The organism is Nitrosospira multiformis, from assembly GCF_900103165.1.
GTDB lineage: Bacteria > Pseudomonadota > Gammaproteobacteria > Burkholderiales > Nitrosomonadaceae > Nitrosospira > Nitrosospira multiformis_D.
In genome coordinates this window covers 2,526,049-2,541,560 of the sequence record NZ_FNKY01000001.1, presented here as the reverse complement: position 1 = coordinate 2,541,560, position 15,512 = coordinate 2,526,049, and the positions used below count along the sequence as shown (strand labels likewise).

At 53.9% G+C, this 15,512-nt stretch carries 15 protein-coding genes; 14 read left to right on the top strand and 1 reads right to left on the bottom strand.

Annotated features, from left to right (window positions below; genetic code table 11):
* Positions 1-25: 25 nt before the first annotated feature.
* The 11 genes from BLR00_RS11490 (at position 26) to BLR00_RS11440 (ending at position 10,130) form a co-directional block, all read left to right on the top strand.
* Complete coding sequence (locus BLR00_RS11490; RefSeq protein WP_074634280.1) at positions 26-886, top strand: MBL fold metallo-hydrolase; 861 nt, start codon at positions 26-28, stop codon at positions 884-886.
* Positions 887-950: 64 nt separating this feature from the next.
* A complete protein-coding gene (locus tag BLR00_RS11485) occupies positions 951-2,237 on the top strand; it encodes an NAD(P)/FAD-dependent oxidoreductase (RefSeq protein WP_256324128.1) in 1,287 nt (428 codons plus the stop codon).
* An 11-nt stretch (positions 2,238-2,248) separates the two neighbouring features.
* Positions 2,249-3,070, top strand: coding sequence for a sulfite exporter TauE/SafE family protein (locus BLR00_RS11480; protein ID WP_074632721.1), 822 nt, complete (start codon positions 2,249-2,251; stop codon positions 3,068-3,070).
* A gap of 256 nt (positions 3,071-3,326) precedes the next feature.
* A complete protein-coding gene (locus BLR00_RS11475; protein WP_256324127.1) occupies positions 3,327-4,397 on the top strand; it encodes a hypothetical protein in 1,071 nt (356 codons plus the stop codon).
* A 26-nt stretch (positions 4,398-4,423) separates the two neighbouring features.
* On the top strand, positions 4,424-6,031 hold the full coding sequence (locus BLR00_RS11470; protein ID WP_074632719.1) for a tetratricopeptide repeat protein: 1,608 nt from the start codon (positions 4,424-4,426) through the stop codon (positions 6,029-6,031).
* A gap of 367 nt (positions 6,032-6,398) precedes the next feature.
* Positions 6,399-6,944, top strand: a complete 546-nt coding sequence (locus BLR00_RS11465; RefSeq protein ID WP_074632716.1) for an OsmC family protein — start codon at positions 6,399-6,401, stop codon at positions 6,942-6,944.
* 21 nt (positions 6,945-6,965) lie between these two features.
* Positions 6,966-7,166 carry an FAD-dependent oxidoreductase gene (locus BLR00_RS11460; protein WP_074632713.1) on the top strand — a complete coding sequence of 67 codons (201 nt, stop codon included), beginning with the start codon at positions 6,966-6,968 and terminating at the stop codon, positions 7,164-7,166.
* 1 nt (position 7,167) lies between these two features.
* Complete coding sequence (locus BLR00_RS11455) at positions 7,168-7,803, top strand: TetR/AcrR family transcriptional regulator (RefSeq protein ID WP_074632711.1); 636 nt, start codon at positions 7,168-7,170, stop codon at positions 7,801-7,803.
* A 22-nt stretch (positions 7,804-7,825) separates the two neighbouring features.
* Positions 7,826-8,452, top strand: a complete 627-nt coding sequence (locus tag BLR00_RS11450; RefSeq protein ID WP_074632708.1) for a hypothetical protein — start codon at positions 7,826-7,828, stop codon at positions 8,450-8,452.
* A 10-nt stretch (positions 8,453-8,462) separates the two neighbouring features.
* Entirely contained in the window at positions 8,463-9,233 is a 771-nt protein-coding gene (locus BLR00_RS11445; RefSeq protein ID WP_074632706.1) for an MBL fold metallo-hydrolase, read from the top strand.
* Between the two features lie 102 nt (positions 9,234-9,335).
* Positions 9,336-10,130 (top strand): class I SAM-dependent methyltransferase, encoded by a 795-nt coding sequence (locus BLR00_RS11440; RefSeq protein ID WP_074632704.1) that lies wholly within the window; start codon positions 9,336-9,338, stop codon positions 10,128-10,130.
* Between the two features lie 348 nt (positions 10,131-10,478).
* On the opposite strand, the gene BLR00_RS11435 is transcribed toward BLR00_RS11440, so the two are convergent.
* Positions 10,479-11,384: a c-type cytochrome gene (locus BLR00_RS11435; RefSeq protein ID WP_074632702.1), complete on the bottom strand. Its 906-nt coding sequence runs from the start codon at positions 11,382-11,384 to the stop codon at positions 10,479-10,481.
* 300 nt (positions 11,385-11,684) lie between these two features.
* On the opposite strand from BLR00_RS11435, the gene BLR00_RS11430 reads away from it, so the two are divergent.
* Genes BLR00_RS11430 through BLR00_RS11420 form a run of 3 tightly spaced genes read left to right on the top strand, consistent with a single transcriptional unit; the run spans position 11,685 to position 15,502 of the window.
* Positions 11,685-12,299 (top strand): TetR/AcrR family transcriptional regulator, encoded by a 615-nt coding sequence (locus tag BLR00_RS11430; RefSeq protein ID WP_074632700.1) that lies wholly within the window; start codon positions 11,685-11,687, stop codon positions 12,297-12,299.
* 2 nt (positions 12,300-12,301) lie between these two features.
* Entirely contained in the window at positions 12,302-14,854 is a 2,553-nt protein-coding gene (locus tag BLR00_RS11425; RefSeq protein ID WP_074632698.1) for a PEP/pyruvate-binding domain-containing protein, read from the top strand.
* 48 nt (positions 14,855-14,902) lie between these two features.
* Positions 14,903-15,502: a VOC family protein gene (locus BLR00_RS11420; protein WP_256324126.1), complete on the top strand. Its 600-nt coding sequence runs from the start codon at positions 14,903-14,905 to the stop codon at positions 15,500-15,502.
* The last annotated feature ends 10 nt before the right edge of the window (positions 15,503-15,512 follow it).

Genomic DNA, 15,512 nt, shown 5'->3' with positions numbered 1-15,512 from the left:
GCGCTTGGCCAGAAAGAGACTGCAGATGAAACCCAATATTGAGGCATTCTTCGACCCGGCCACATGGACACTGAGCTACGTCGTTTATGACGAGCCTGCTGGCAGTTGCGCGATTATCGATCCCCTGCTGGATTACGACCCGAAATCAGGCAGGATACGCATGGCCTCAGCAGACAGGATAATCGCCTTCATCAGCGAAAAACGACTGAAGACGGAATGGATCCTCGAAACGCATGCGCACGCCGATCATCTGACCTCCGCGGACTATCTCAAGAACAAGCTGGGCGGCAGAACGGCTATTGGGAAGGAGATTCCTGCCGTGCAGGAGACTTTCAAGAAGATTTTCAATCTGGGATCGGACTTTACGCCGGATGGCGGTCACTTCGATCATCTGCTGGCCGACGGTGAAACATTCAGTATCGGCAGGATGACGGCAACGGCGATCTTGACGCCCGGCCACACCCCGGCGGACCTGTCCTATCAGATGGGCGATGCAATCTTTGTGGGCGATACACTCTTCATGCCCGATCTTGGCACTGCGCGTGCTGACTTTCCCGGTGGGGATGCCCGGCGTCTGTTCCGGTCGATACGCAGGCTTCTTGCCTATCCAGCGGAAACGCGTCTCTTCGTTTGTCATGATTATGCTCCGGCAAGCCGCTCTATCCGGTGGGAGACTACCGTGGCTGAGCAGCGCGTTCATAACATCCATGTGCACGATGGTATCGACGAAGACCAGTACGTGGCCATGCGGCAAGCGCGGGATACCACGCTCGACCTGCCCACTCTCCTACTTCCGTCCGTCCAGATAAATGTGCGCGCGGGGCAAATGCCTCCTCCCGAAGATAACGGGATTTCGTACCTGAAAATACCACTGAACGTGATCTAAAACGCTGGAAAACAAAGAGCGCGGGGCCGGGCGGAGCAAGAACAATTGAAAGAAGGGGGACGAAATGATGAACGAGCGTACCTGGAACAACGACACACCCACAGCCCCGATCGACGCCGCATGCAGCTGGGGCGAAGACTTTGATATCGTCGTGATCGGAGGAGGCACGGCAGGCATAGGCATCACCGCCAGCCTGCTTCGACGTCAGCCTTCTCTGCGTATAGCGATCGTCGAGCCCAGTGACAGGCACTATTATCAGCCAGCCTGGACACTCGTGGGAGGAGGCGCGTATGACATTTCAAAAACCGTGCAGCCCATGGCCAGCGTCATTCCCTCAGGATCCACCTGGATCCAGACTGCCGCGAGCGTTTTTGATCCGAACTCCAATCTTGTTCATCTGGCGGACGGCCGTTCTATCGGCTACAGGCAACTGGTGGTGTGTCCAGGCCTGCGCCTTGCGTGGGAGCAGATCGAGGGGCTGGAGGATACGCTCGGGAAACATGGCGTCACTTCCAATTACCGTTTCGATCTGGCGCCGTATACCTGGTCTCTGGTGAAGGAACTCAAGGGCGGCAAGGCGCTTTTCACCCAGCCGCCCATGCCGATCAAGTGTGCGGGCGCCCCGCAGAAGGCGATGTACCTGTCCTGCGACCACTGGCTGCGGCAAGGGCTGCTCGACAAAGTCAGCGTGGAGTTCAACAGCGCCGCGCCTGTGCTGTTCGGCGTGGCAGCCTTTGTTCCGCCGTTGATGGAGTATGTAAAGCGCTATAACGCAAATCTCGCGTTCAGCTCCAATCTCGTCAAGGTGGATGGGCCAAACAGGATCGCCTACTTTGATATCCGCCAGCCGGATGGAAGCGTCGAATGGGTGGCAAAATCCTTCGATATGTTGCACGTTTCGCCACCCCAAGCCGCGCCGGATTTCGTGCGCAAGAGCCCGCTGGCTGATGCCGCGGGATGGTGTGAGGTCGATCACAAGACACTGCGACATACCCGCTACGCGAATATCTTCTCTCTCGGGGACGTGTGTTCCTCCCCTAACGCGAAGACCGCCGCTGCCGTCAGGAAGCAGATCGTCGTGGTTGCGGAAAACCTCCTGGCTGCCAGGGAGAGTAGGGAAATGGCAACGCTCTACGATGGATATGGCTCCTGTCCGCTCACGGTGGAGAAGGGCAAGGTCATTCTTGCCGAGTTCGGGTATGGCGGCAAGCTGCTTCCAACCTTTCGTCTCGACCCAACGGTTCCGCGCTTTCTGGCTTGGCTGCTCAAGGCAAAATTCCTTCCCTGGTTTTACTGGCACGGTTTCCTGAAAGGGCGCGAATGGCTTGCCCGCCCGGGCAGCCCCACCTAAGTGTCGTGCTCATGTCAATGATGGCCGCGCTTTTTGGTGCCCTGGTCGGCGTAATACTCGGGCTGACCGGGGCGGGGGGCGCCATCATCGCCGTTCCGCTACTCGTTTTTGGTTTGCAATTACTGGTAGCGGAGGCTGCGCCCATTGCCCTGTTTGCGGTTAGCATTACGGCTGCCATCGGCGCGCTCCTGGCATTGAAACAGGGAAGGGTAAGGTATCGGGCGGCTGGCTTCATCGCGCTCACCGGCGCACTGGCGTCGCCAGTGGGGATATACATCGCCCGGAAAATACCCGATGCGGCCTTGAGCCTCCTGTTTGCGGCAGTGCTCGGCTATATCGCCATCAGAATGTTCAGGCGTTCGGGAAGCCATTCTGCGAAAGCCACACCGTCCTTGCTGGCTACGCCGTGCCAGCTCGACGATTTCAGCAGACGACTTATCTGGGACGCCCGTTGCGCGAGATCGCTCGCATTATCTGGAATTGCAGCCGGTTTTCTCTCTGGCCTTCTCGGGGTGGGAGGCGGCTTCATCATCGTGCCCGCACTCCAAAAAGCCACCCTTCTTCACATGAGGACCATCGTGCCCACCTCGCTCGCGGTCATTGCAATGGTGTCCGGGGCCGGTGCATTCTCGGCAATGGTGGCTGGAAGCATGAACTGGCCCATTGCGCTGCCCTTCGTGGCAGGTGCGGTGACAGCAATGCTGATGGCCAGCAGATTTGCCCACCACTTTACGGGTCCGGCATTGCAAAAAAGCTTCGCCATTCTTGCGGGGGCCGTGGCGACGGGTATGGGAATCAAAGCCATAGCGGTTGTAACAGGTATGAGTAGCTGAAACTGAAACAAACACTAGGATAAGAAGAGATTTCTTTCCCCCTCGCTTGTGAAGCAAGGCCTCTAATTTTCCCGCAGAGTCTCTTACTTTATTTGACAGCTTTCTCTTGGGAAAGGAATTCACTCTTCAAAAAATTCATCTCCACTCCTCTTGTAATGTCTTTTTTTAGGGTATAGAATGAAAATAGACTGATCGGTCTATTTTGATGCTCCTCGAAAATGGCATCAGTTTCTCAGCGATGATAAGGAGATGAACGATGACGATGAAATGCGTGAATGGAACGAAAGACAGCTTTGTTATGAAGCTTTGTTCCACGCTACCGGTATTAATGCTGGCAAGCAATCTGTCTTATGCCATGCCGGGTATGCACGGAACCGAAGGCGGTGGAGCAACTGAGCCGCCTGCTGCATCAAAAGATATGGGAGCACCCATCAACTCATCAGGTTCGGAAATAGAAATTACTTACAGTGCAGACGGCAAAACAGCTATTTTTGTTTCAACTCGCGCGGGCAGTATCGAATCACCCGGCACCCCTTACAATTTCGACATATGGATGGCTCGCAATGTGGATGGTGTATGGCAGGAACCCATTCATCTCGGTCCTGACATCGATCCGACCGTAGGGCCAAATATCAATACAGCGGCCTGGGACCTGGAACCCAGCTTCTCGGACGATGGCAATGTCATTTATTTTACGAGATATGAACCGGGTAACCTGTTGTCAGGTGATCTTTATGTCGTTCAGAAGGTAAATGGTATATGGCAGTCGGCCAGAAACTGGAACGATGTTCCGGAACTTCCCAGTATCAATACCCCAACCGGTGAGGAGCATTGTCCGATTATTATTTCCGACAGCCTCATTTATTTCAATTACAGCCAACCGGGAGTTACGCAAGAGAGTGATATCTGGAAAGTCGAAAAAAAAGATGGGGTGTGGCAGAAACCGGTGAGCCTGGGAGCGAAAATCAATTCTCCACAGCGTGACCATATGCACTGGACCGGGGTATCAAAAGATGGCAAGAGTATGGTCATCACTAGTACACGGATTGATCCGGATTCCCGGGGTGGGCACGATATGTGGATTTCACATCAGGATGCCAATGGAGAATGGCAGAAACCGATCAATCTTGGCGATGTCATCAATACCCCTGGTGAAGAAATGTGCTGGACTTTCACGCCTGATGGTAAGAAATTTACCGGCAGTTGGGAACCCCAAAACACATTTGATACGGATATCCGATGGATAAGCAAAGAGGATATTCCATTATTGAAAAAATTCGAGCCGATCGGGCCACCACCTAATTTACTTGCCAAAACCAGAAAATGACACCCAAGGAAGCCTGGAATGAATTCATGAGGAAAGGCGCTAAGGTATTAATATCAACGCTCTTGGCACTGGCATTGACTCAAGTCGCAAGAGCGGATGACGGGGGTTCACATAAACCCATGATTGGCGATGTCCACTTCAAAGTGGAGTGCAACGCTACGGCACAAGCCAAATTTAATGTGGCAATAGCGTACTACCACTCTTTTCAATGGCAGCGTGCCATTGCAACGGCTGACGACGTACTCAAGGCCGACCCCACTTGTGGCATGGCTCATTGGGTAAAAGCTCTAGCGATTCTCGATAACCCGTTTGCCTGGCCAGTCACCTTGTCAGAAAAAGCAATGACTGAGGGGCCGACACTACTCGATGCCGCACGTAATTCCGGGCTGAAGACTCAGCGAGAACGTGACTATGTCGATGCACTCGATATATTCTTTAAAGGCTTGAACAACGCGAACTATCGAGAAAGGGCTGATGCCTTCGAAAAAGCGATGGCGCAGCTGGCGCAACGGAACCCCGACGACAGTGAGGCAACCGTGTTGTATGCGCTCATTCTATCAAGGAATTTCAATCCTACTGACAAAACCTATAGCAACCAATTGCACGCCGCCCTGCTACTCGAGCCAATCTTTGCCCGAGAACCCAACCATCCTGGAGTGGCACACTATCTGATTCACAGTTATGACTATCCACCGTTGGCCAAGCGTGGGATTGACGCTGCAAGGAAGTACGCGAAAATCGCTCCGGACGCGCCTCACGCCTTGCACATGCCATCGCACATCTTCACCCTCACAGGCTTCTGGCAAGAGTCGATTGACACAAACCGTCGTGCGGCCGCGACGGCTGATGACTTGATTACCCACGACGGGCATCATGCATCCGACTACATGGCATATGCCCATCTACAGTTAGGTCAGGATCTTGCGGCGCGAAAGGTCATGGAGCAAGAACAAGCGAGATATGGAATCGACATGCTTGGGGTCGCGTATCCGTACGCCGCCATCCCCGCAAGGATCGCACTTGAACGCGGAGCCTGGCAGGAGGCCGCGAATTTGCCATTACATGCCCGGGATACCTACCCATGGAGGAAGTATCCACAGGCTGAAGCGGTCAACGCTTTCGCCCGCGGTATTGGTTCAGCGATGAGTGGAGAGCCGGCTAAGGCGAACTTCGAGGCGAAGCGGTTGGCTGAACTTCGTGATGCGGCGGCATCTATGAAATTGAACTACTGGGCGGATCAGATCGACATCCAGGTCGAGGTAGTACGCGGACTGGCAGCCTTTGCTGAAGGCAAACACGATGAGGGTATCACAATACTGCGCCGAGCGGCAGAACGTGAAGATGCGAGCGCAAAGAATGTCGTCACTCCTGGGCCAGTCGTTCCGGCGCGAGAGATGCTGGCGACGACACTTGAACGCGACGGTAAACCGGCTGATGCTTTCGCTGAGTTCGAAAAAGTTCTTGAACAACAGCCCAACCGATATGCCGCGATCGCGGGAGCGGCTCAAAATGCAAAACGAGTGGGCAATGAGCAGATAGCAGTTCACTACTCGGAGCAGCTGCTTAAATTGACCGAGTACTCTGACAGCCCGCGCCCCGGGATAGTCGAGGCTAAGCGTATAGTTGAAAGGTAACTGTATAGATGCTCTCCCAAGGTCGGATAGCTGGTTTCAGGCGAGCGGTTATCTCATTGTCTAGGAACGGTCGCTGGTCACGGCCTTCGGCTCTTGATCCCGTAAATAATCTGTCCAGCGATTTCTTACCACTACACACAAAAAGGTATTCGTTCGCATCCCTGAACGATCAAGCCTGCATCAATTGATGCTTTCTCCTGGCAGGGGAATTCACTCTTCAAAAAATTCATATCCGTACTTCTTGTAATGTCTTTGTTCACGGTATAGAATGATAACTAGACTGATCGGTCTATCTTTGATGCTACTCTGAATGCATGAAAATCAAGCGTGGCATAGGTACTCCGATGATGAGAGGAGATGAACGATAATGATGAAATACGTGAATGGAATCGACCTCGATAGATTGCGGACAACGCAGGATCTTATCGAGACGGATGCAGATGGGCCTCTTTCCAAGCCCCGATTTCAGTCGACCATTGTCTGGAACAACGGCTACCGCACCGTCTCACGTGTTACGGACGGCCAGGAAGTCACCGGCGATGAACCGGAGCGCTACGGTGGTAGCGGAGTCGGCATAACACCGGAGGACATGCTGCTCACCGCAGTCGGACATTGCCTTACCGCCACCTATATCGGTGGGCTGTCGGCTGCCGGCATCACGGTAAAATCGCTGCGGCTCGATGTTTCCGGCCGGGTAAATTTCCGTGCCGCCTATGGCCTTGAAGCCGCCAATCCAGGATTTGAGAGCATCGGGGTGGAAGTGGACATCCGGACCGATTCCGCTCCCGACAAGGTGAAGGAAATTCTGGACAAGCTGCTGAAGACCGCGCCCATTCCGGACACCATCATCCGCCCGGTTCCGCTCGACGTCGAGATCAATTGCAAGCAGACAGAATTGGCAGCTGAGCTTTGATGATCACCGTGGAGAATGGATATGACCGGTGTACATGATGTCGCAGTGATCGGCGCGGGCCCAGCGGGATTGTCGGCGGCGTATGAGCTGAAAAGAATTGGTCTTGAGCCGCTGGTATTGGAGAAAACAGCCGCGGTGGGAAAAATCAGGAAACAATTGGCCACCTCGGGCGCTTCCGGATGGGCAAGTCCACATCAATCAATGCAGGCTGTGGAGGAATAGGATGAAGAAAAAGACCCTTAAATCGACGGAGGAAAAATTGCTTTTGGCCGCGCGCCGCCTGTTCTGCCAGGCGGGAATACATGCGACCGGCATTACACGGATTCTTGAGGAAGCAGGCGTGGCCCGTCAAAGCCTCTATACGCATTACGGCTCCAAGGAAAACCTGCTCAAGGCGGTGCTCGATACGGAAGCAAACATGTGGTTTCACTGGTTCGACCTGGATCTGCCAGCTCTGAAATGTTCCCCCCAGAACCGCATCCTCGCCCTGTTCGATCTGCTCCAAAAATGGTTCGAGAAAGAAGATTTTTTTGGTTGCATATTCGTTAATGCCGTGGCGGAACATGAGAAGGGGAGCGGCTGGGTAAGGGATATGGCAGGCGCATACCGCGACCAGATAATTGGCCGGCTCGGGACACTGGTTGTGGAAAGCGGTGCCAGTAATCCCGATATTGCCATCCAGAAACTCGGCCTGATCATCGAGGGCGCAATTATAACTGCCATGGTCACCCAAAACAGCAAGGCAGCCTACATCGCCCGGCTTGCCGCCGAGGACGTTCTGCGTTGCACGGAGTGGTCACCCTTGCAGACAGAAGTACCTGTATCAGCGGCTACCATGGAATCGATGGAATCGACTTAGCCAGAATTTTATAGGAGACTTAATGGACGGCATTTGGGGAAGTTTATCGACAGGCATGCGGCGTTTCCTGATCCTGACCGGAGCTCTCGCAATTATTGTCGCGGTTGGCTTGCAATTTCACGTGAGTTCCCAGGGAGATCAGTCAAATACCTATCCTAAGGGCTTTCGTGGCGGCACATGCACAATAGAGTCAGGATCCCTGGTGATAGGGTACTCCGGTTATTTCATTCCCGGAGACTATGAAATTCCTGAGAATGCAAACAGCGCGATGTCCGTTCCTGTCCTGTGCGGAAAAATACCCGCCCCCGGAACGCTGGATGTCACAATCGATCTTCTTTACCCCGAGTCCGCGCGTGAGTGGCCGCTGGCCATAAGGCTCGCAAGAATGGAAGGCTACACACCCTCGGAAACACTGCTGACGATTCCTGCGGAAGTCTACGAGGCTGGCACTATCACCCGGGCATTGCGTATGGGCGAAATGGGTGAATACAGGCTTTATTTATCCGGGAAAGACGAGAATCAGGTGGATTTCACGCTGGAAATTCCCATCACGGTGGGAACGCAATGGTACGAAAATGTCGCTCAATTCTGGCCCCTATTGCTTCTGATTGTGACGGCAATCGTTTTTCATATCTTTAGAAAACTTTAAGGAGGTTCTCATGAAATTCCAGCAACTGCGAAATGCAACACTCATTATCGAATATGCAAGAAAAAAATTCCTGGTTGATCCCATGCTGGGAGAAAAAGGAGCTTTTCCAGGGTTCGATGGGACCATCAATAGTCACATAGCTAATCCGGTGGTGGATCTGCCTATTCCGATGGACGAGATCCTTGATGTCGATGCAGTCATTGTGACCCATGTTCATATGGATCATTGGGATGACGCGGCCATAAAGCTAGTGCCTAAAGACATGCTGATTTTTACGCAAAACGAGAATGATGCAGCCGAAATTCAGGGGCAAGGCTTCAAGAACATACGGGTTTTGGGGGCGAACACGGTTTTTGATGACATCACACTCATCAAAACCCCGGGCAGGCATGGTGGAGAAAAAACTGTTGAAAAATGGGCCGACCTGTTGGGCCATGTGTCGGGTGTCGTATTCAAACATTCCGATGAAAAGACGCTTTACATCGCGGGGGATACCGTCTGGTACAAGGGAGTCGAAGAAAACCTGAAGAAATACGAGCCCGATGTCATCATCCTTAACAGCGGAGACGCTCAGGTCCTGGACTATGAACCGATTATCATGGATAAGAAGGATGTTTACGAGGTTTATAAAGCCGCTCCCAAGGCAACCATTATTGCGAGCCACATGGAATCCGTGAACCATGCCATGCTTTCAAGAAAAGAACTGCGTGAGTTCATCAATGAAAAGGGCATGACACAACGCGTATTGGTACCTGAGGATGGTGAGTCCTGTATTTTTTAACGGATTGGCAATTTAATGCTTGTGTAGACTCCACAGTCCCATACCGTGGGGGCCTGAACAGCCAGGTCCCCTGTAACCCATCTACTATTGGAGAATTGTCAAATGGCAGGTTATGTTGGCGATGTCGCCATCGCTTACGATCGCGATCTCGGACACGTGCTTTTCGAGTACTATGCTACCGACATCGCACGACGCACAACGGGAAGATCCGTCCGCGACGTGCTCGAAATCGCGGCCGGCACAGGAATAGTCACCCGGCGATTGCGTGACGGACTTCCCAAGGACGCGCTATTGACTGCGATCGACATCAGCGATTCCATGATGGATGTAGCGCGCGCAAAGTTTCTCCCCCATGAGCAGGTCACGTTCCAGATCGCCGACGCCATGGCGCTGCCTTTCGATGACGAGGCGTTCGACGCGGTGGTCTGCCAGTTCGGGGTGATGTTCTTCGATAAAGATGTGGGGTTTAGCGAGGCGCACCGGACGCTGAGACGTGGAGGGCGGTACTTGTTCAGTGTGTGGGACTCCCGGCGCTACAATCCATTCGCCAGCCTGGCTTTTGAGGTGATGAAGCAATTCTTTCCCTCGAACCCGCCCCAGTTCCTCGAACTTCCCGTTTCCTGCTTCGAAATCGACCCTATCAAAGAAGCGCTTATTCGTTCAGGCTTTGCGCGAATTGGCATCTCGGTTCAGCGACGGGAATACGATATTATGGATGTAGTGGCCTTCGCGCGGGGGCTGGTGTTCAGTCCGGTCATCGAGGAAATAAGGGAGCGCGGCGAAGTCGAACCCGAGAAGATAGTCGAGGCGCTGGCGGAAGCGCTGACAAAAGAGTATGGCTCAAATCCCACGCGCTATCCCATGCAAGCCATACTGTTTGAAGCAGAAAAGCCTTGAGATTGCAACTTGGGGGGTTGCGCCATACTTCCCTCAAAATCGTCCTTTTGGTTGGAGATCGGTCAAGAGCAAGTCGCTCGTTTTCAATAAATTCAGTTGACCTTTTTCTAAAATGGGACCGAGCGAGTTACACGATCGGAAATGGGCGGCGGGATTGCCGATCTAAAATAAGGGACACGTCAGTCGCACTTATTCCCGGTTCGCGAAGATCAAATGCAGGTCGACGGGGATAAACGCAGGTTCATTAGCAGTTAATTCCGGTTTGCGGGGATGAATAGTTGCAGTTATTCCTGACTCAAAATCGCGCTGAATGCCGGTCGGGGCGATTTCAAATGCAGGTTGTTACAGCTACGGACGTGGATGCCTATCTAATTCTCCTTGGTCCGATGGCTTCATGGGGGCACGCTTTGTAATACTCATTACCTTGAGATACAGGATAAGTTCTTCCGTGATCTTTCCCCGGTCAGGAATCTCTTTCGCAAGCCCCGGCATCGTTGTGTTGTACCGGATGGTTTGGGGATTCTCGATCCAGCGCTTCAGGTATTCAGGCTTGATATATTCGACCACACTGACCGGATAATTAAGTTCCGGTGCTTTGCCACCCCCCTCGCCATTGATCGTATGGCATGCCATGCAATATTTACGAAAATGTGCGAATCCCCGCTGTACTTCCGCGGAGGCATTTGCCGGGGGAGCGATATTGGGAAACGGCGCCACGAACTTGATCTCGACGCTCTTGATCTGGTAGGGCATGTCCGATGCGCCGGATTCAAGCAGTACTTTTGAGTTGATATTGTCCCAGATCAGGTACAGCGGTCCGAGTGGTACGATTTCATTGTTCTGTAGCGTGTTGGTCATCGTGAATGGTGCGCCATTCTCATGTGCGAAGGCGAAGTAGGCGTCATATGCGAGGAACTTCGCTATCGGAATGCTTGGTTGATATCCGTCGATGGAGGTGAATACGATTTCCTGTGCTTTTTCCCACTCCTTGCCGAATATTTTATCCAATACAGGCCGGGCTGGAAAAGCGCGATAAATGCGTTCAGCATTTTCGTGTACTTCAAAAACCTTCAGCGAGACTGCTGGCGTGATGGCGCCCAGGTCTTTTAAAGAGAGTGTTTTGACAGCTTGATCCACACCTTTGAATTCGAAGGTAATCGGGTTTTGTGCAAATGCTGGCGCAAGAGATAAAGCGCTGGCAAGCAGGCCACACAGGAGGCTATGTCTTAAAATTTTGGGGGCTAGGGATAGCATTACCAGTTCAGCGCGCCATTAGACTGTTTCGCATTCTCTTTCACCTATTCCAGGACCAAAACCGGCATCATGTTGTTAGCGGATTTAGCGGTAATGGGCTTTCTCGCGTGTCATCGCAAGATTACCTTAGCAGCATATGCAAAGCCAGAGATTAAACCTTAAGTTTTATTTATGTGCGTGAAAGGCCAAACAGGCATTGCAATAAATAGATGAACGTCGTACATTTATATACACAGTTTATATTATTAAGGTAAGAATACCGCAATAGACGCTGGTGTGGCGAACTCAGCAGGAATAAAAATGCATATTGCGAAAAATTTCGTTGAGCCTGGCCGCCGCGAGCGTAAACGTCTGCAGTTACTTGATTTCCTGACGGATACGGCCTGGGGATTGTTTGAAAGCGAGGGCTTCGCGGCGGTGACCATGGAGCGCATTGCCGACGTTGCAGATGTCGCCAAGGGGACGCTGTACAAGCACTTTCCGGCCAAGGAGGCCCTGCTGCGCCATCGCTTTCATCGCGAACTGGAAAAAGCATGGCCCGAAGTTTTGGCTGATATTGTTTCCCTACCAAGTTTTGAGGGCCAATTACGGGCGTTTCTGGAACGCAGCGCCGCATGGTCCCAGTCGCATCGTGCCTATCTGCTACCCTACGTACAATTCCGGCTGAGCGAGCCACACCGGCTGGATGCCGGGTCGCGTAGCGGTCTGGATCGTATTTTCGGCCATTTTATTGCGCAAGGGCAGGCAAGCGGAGAGTTCTGCGCAGCGCGGGAGCCGGTCATCCTGGCGGTTTACCTGGAGTTTCTCTATCTGGCGGCGCTGCTGCGCTGGTTGCTGCATGAAGATCTGTTGTTGACAGAGGAATTTTCCCGGATGCTTGATCTCTTTCTGTTTGGACTGAGGTCGCGGCCGTAGTCATGGCGGCGCAACCGGCAATGCTCGACTGGCAAGGCGTTCTGGCCGCCGATGCGGTGATGGTGGGGGGCAAAGCCTGGCAATTGGTGCGGCTCAAGCAATTTGGTTTGCCGGTACCGGAAGGACTGGTGATTCCAGCCGGGTGGTGTCCGTTACATGCAGGAGCGGCACTGCCCCCGGAATTAACTGGCGCATTGCAGGAAGCCCTGGCTGTCCGCGACTGGTTGAATAAGCCGCTGGCCGTGCGCTCTTCGGCTGCCGGGGAAGACTCGGCCAAGACTTCTTTCGCCGGCATTTACCGCTCGTGTCTGAATGTATGCGGCATGGAACAGGTGCAGGCGGCTATTCGCGAGGTCTGGGCATCGCTGTGGTCGCTGGCGGCTATCGCTTACCGGCAAAAACTGGGGCTGGGTACGGATGATACGGTGCCGGGTATGGCGGTGATTATCATGCCCCTGCTGCCCGCTGTTGCCTCCGGCATCGCCTTTACCTGCGACCCCATTAGCGGCCGTGACGACCGGCTGGTCATTCACGCACAATGGGGCCTGGGCGAGGCGCTGGTCAGTGGGCAGACCGATGGCGATGAATATGTTTTTGCCGAAGATCCGCTCGATGATCACTGGACATTGCTTCACCGGCGAATGGGCGGCAAGGCGGCCAAAGCCGTCACCCGACCGGGTGGTGGAACGGCAATGATCCCCACACCGGCGGCTGAAGCCGGGGCTTTTGTTCTTTCTTCCAGTCAAGCCTTACAGTTGGCCGAGTTACTGCGCGACGCCGCTGTAGCGCTGGATTTCACACATCCATTCTACGATCTGGAATGGGCGTGGGATGGGGACCGGTTTTGGCTGACCCAGGGCCGGCCGGTTACCGCAAGGCCCCATTACGCCTACGCCCCATTACAAACCCAGCCGGTGTACTGGACGCGCGGCAATACCTGCGAAGTGGTGCCCGAGCCGCTGTCGGCCATCGACTGGAGCAATTCACGCAAGCTCGTCAATGGACTGCTCACGCAGGGCTACCTGCTGGCCGGTTACCCGGTGCTGCCGGGTGCGCAACGCGCCGGCCTCTTTCACGGCCGGCTTTATCTGGCGCTTTCCTTGTTGCAGTGGGAATGTTTCGATGCATTAGGCGTCGATCCCAAGGCGTTGAATGGGCTGATTGGCGGCTATCAGCCGGAAATTGCGGTGCCCGCGACGAATCTTGGCGATCGTCTCGCACGTTTGCGCCGGGTGTTGCGTTATATGCTGCGTTCTCCGGCTCAACGCCGCCGGGGCATGCGAGCCGTTGAGTGCACGATGATTGAGGCGGGCCAGTGGCGTAAACAAACGCTTCCCGAGGATGCGGCAGGATTGCGGGCGGAAATCCTGCGCCAGTTTCGAGCAGGGCGGGGCGCGGTCGATTTATTCTTTCTGCAGGGCTCCGGCGGCGGAAGCTTGTCAATGTTGGTCGAGCAGTTGGATAAATATTTTCCGGGCGAGGGATATGCGCTGGGTACGGCCTTGCTCGCAGGCGGCGAGCCGAGCGTAACGGCACGTCAAGGCTATGAGCTGATGGCCCTGGCACGTTTGTCATGGGAAATCGCGTCGCGAGAAAGCCATGAAGCTTCGGGCAGCCGTCAGCTCTGCCAGTATGGGAAAGATCCGGAATTTCAGCAAGCTTTCGATACGTTCCTTGAGCATTACGGCCATCGCGGGTTGTATGAAACCTATTTCCGCAATCCGCGATGGCGGGAAACGCCGGAATACTTGTTGTCGTCACTGGCACAACTGGCCGAAGTTGATGAAGTGGCTCTGCGGGTTCGCCAGCAGGCAGCCGTGGCGGAAGCCCTGACGCGCATCAAGGTTGGCGTGCCATTTTGGAAACGGGCGTTTATCAGGGGACTGGTAAAAGCGGCACGCCAGGAATGCAACCAGCGTGAAGCCGCACGCAGCGCCCTGGTCGCCTATATGGAACCGGAACGCCAGCTGTTGCTGGCTGCCGGACGCTATCTGGCCAGGCAGGGGGCGCTGGCGCAGGAAGCGGATATTTTTCAGCTCATGCTCTCTGAAATACTGCGGGCGCTAGGCGGTGATATCCCGGCAGCCGGTGTGAGGGCGCGTGTGGTCGAGCGGAACAGGCTATTCGAGCAATGGTCACAGGAGATAGCGCCGGATGTACTGGTTGAGGCATCTAAGCATTCGACGCCGAGCTGGCAGGGGCAAGGTACCGTTGCGCCAGAAAATGATTTATCACGTTACCGGGGCATACCCACCGGTACAGGCCGCGCCACAGGTAGAGCATGCCTTCTGCGCCACCCCTCCGAGGGCTACCGGTTGCAGCCAGGCGATATTCTCGTCGCTCCCTCCACCGATCCCGGCTGGACACCACTTTTCCTGAGTGCGGGCGGGCTGGTGGTGGAAACCGGCGGCTATTTGTCGCATGGTGCGATCGTTGCCCGTGAATTCGGCATTCCAGCGGTGGTCAACCTGCCGGGAATACTGGATAGACTCAAGGACGGGGACATGGTGGAAGTTGACGGTACGAGCGGTGTGGTGACGTTGCTTGAGCAGTAGGTGACCGCCAGCGAAAGGAGGCCGGCTGGGGTATTGTAAAGTGTAAAAATGATTTTAATTCCCCGTTTTGTCGATATCAGCGTTCGGCAAACGACTAGCCGATATGATGGTCATTCATATTTATTATTAATCCCGACTGGAGAAAACGTCATGCCAAATACTCAAAAGATCACCCCTTGTTTGTGGTTCGATAGCCAGGCTGAAGAAGCGGTTGAGTTTTATATCGGCATATTTCGGAATTCAAGGATTTTGAACATTTCCCGCTATGGAGAAGCGGGACGTGAGGTGCATGGAAAACCAGCAGGATCAGTAATGACCATTGCGTTTGAACTGGATGGGCAGGCATTCACCGCGCTTAACGGCGGCCCTACGTTCAAGTTCAACGAGGCCATCTCGTTTCAGATCGATTGTGAAACCAAGGAAGAAGTGGATTATTACTGGGAGAAACTATCCGAAGGCGGAGACGAAAAAGCACAGCAGTGCGGTTGGCTGAAGGACAAATTTGGTGCGTCCTGGCAAATAATTCCCAGCATTTTGTCCAAAATGATGAGTGACGCCGACCCGGAAAAGTCGGGAAGGGTGATGGAGGCGATGCTCCGTATGAAGAAAATAGATGTTGATGAATTAGCGCGGGCGTATGCCGGATAGTTTTTGCGCG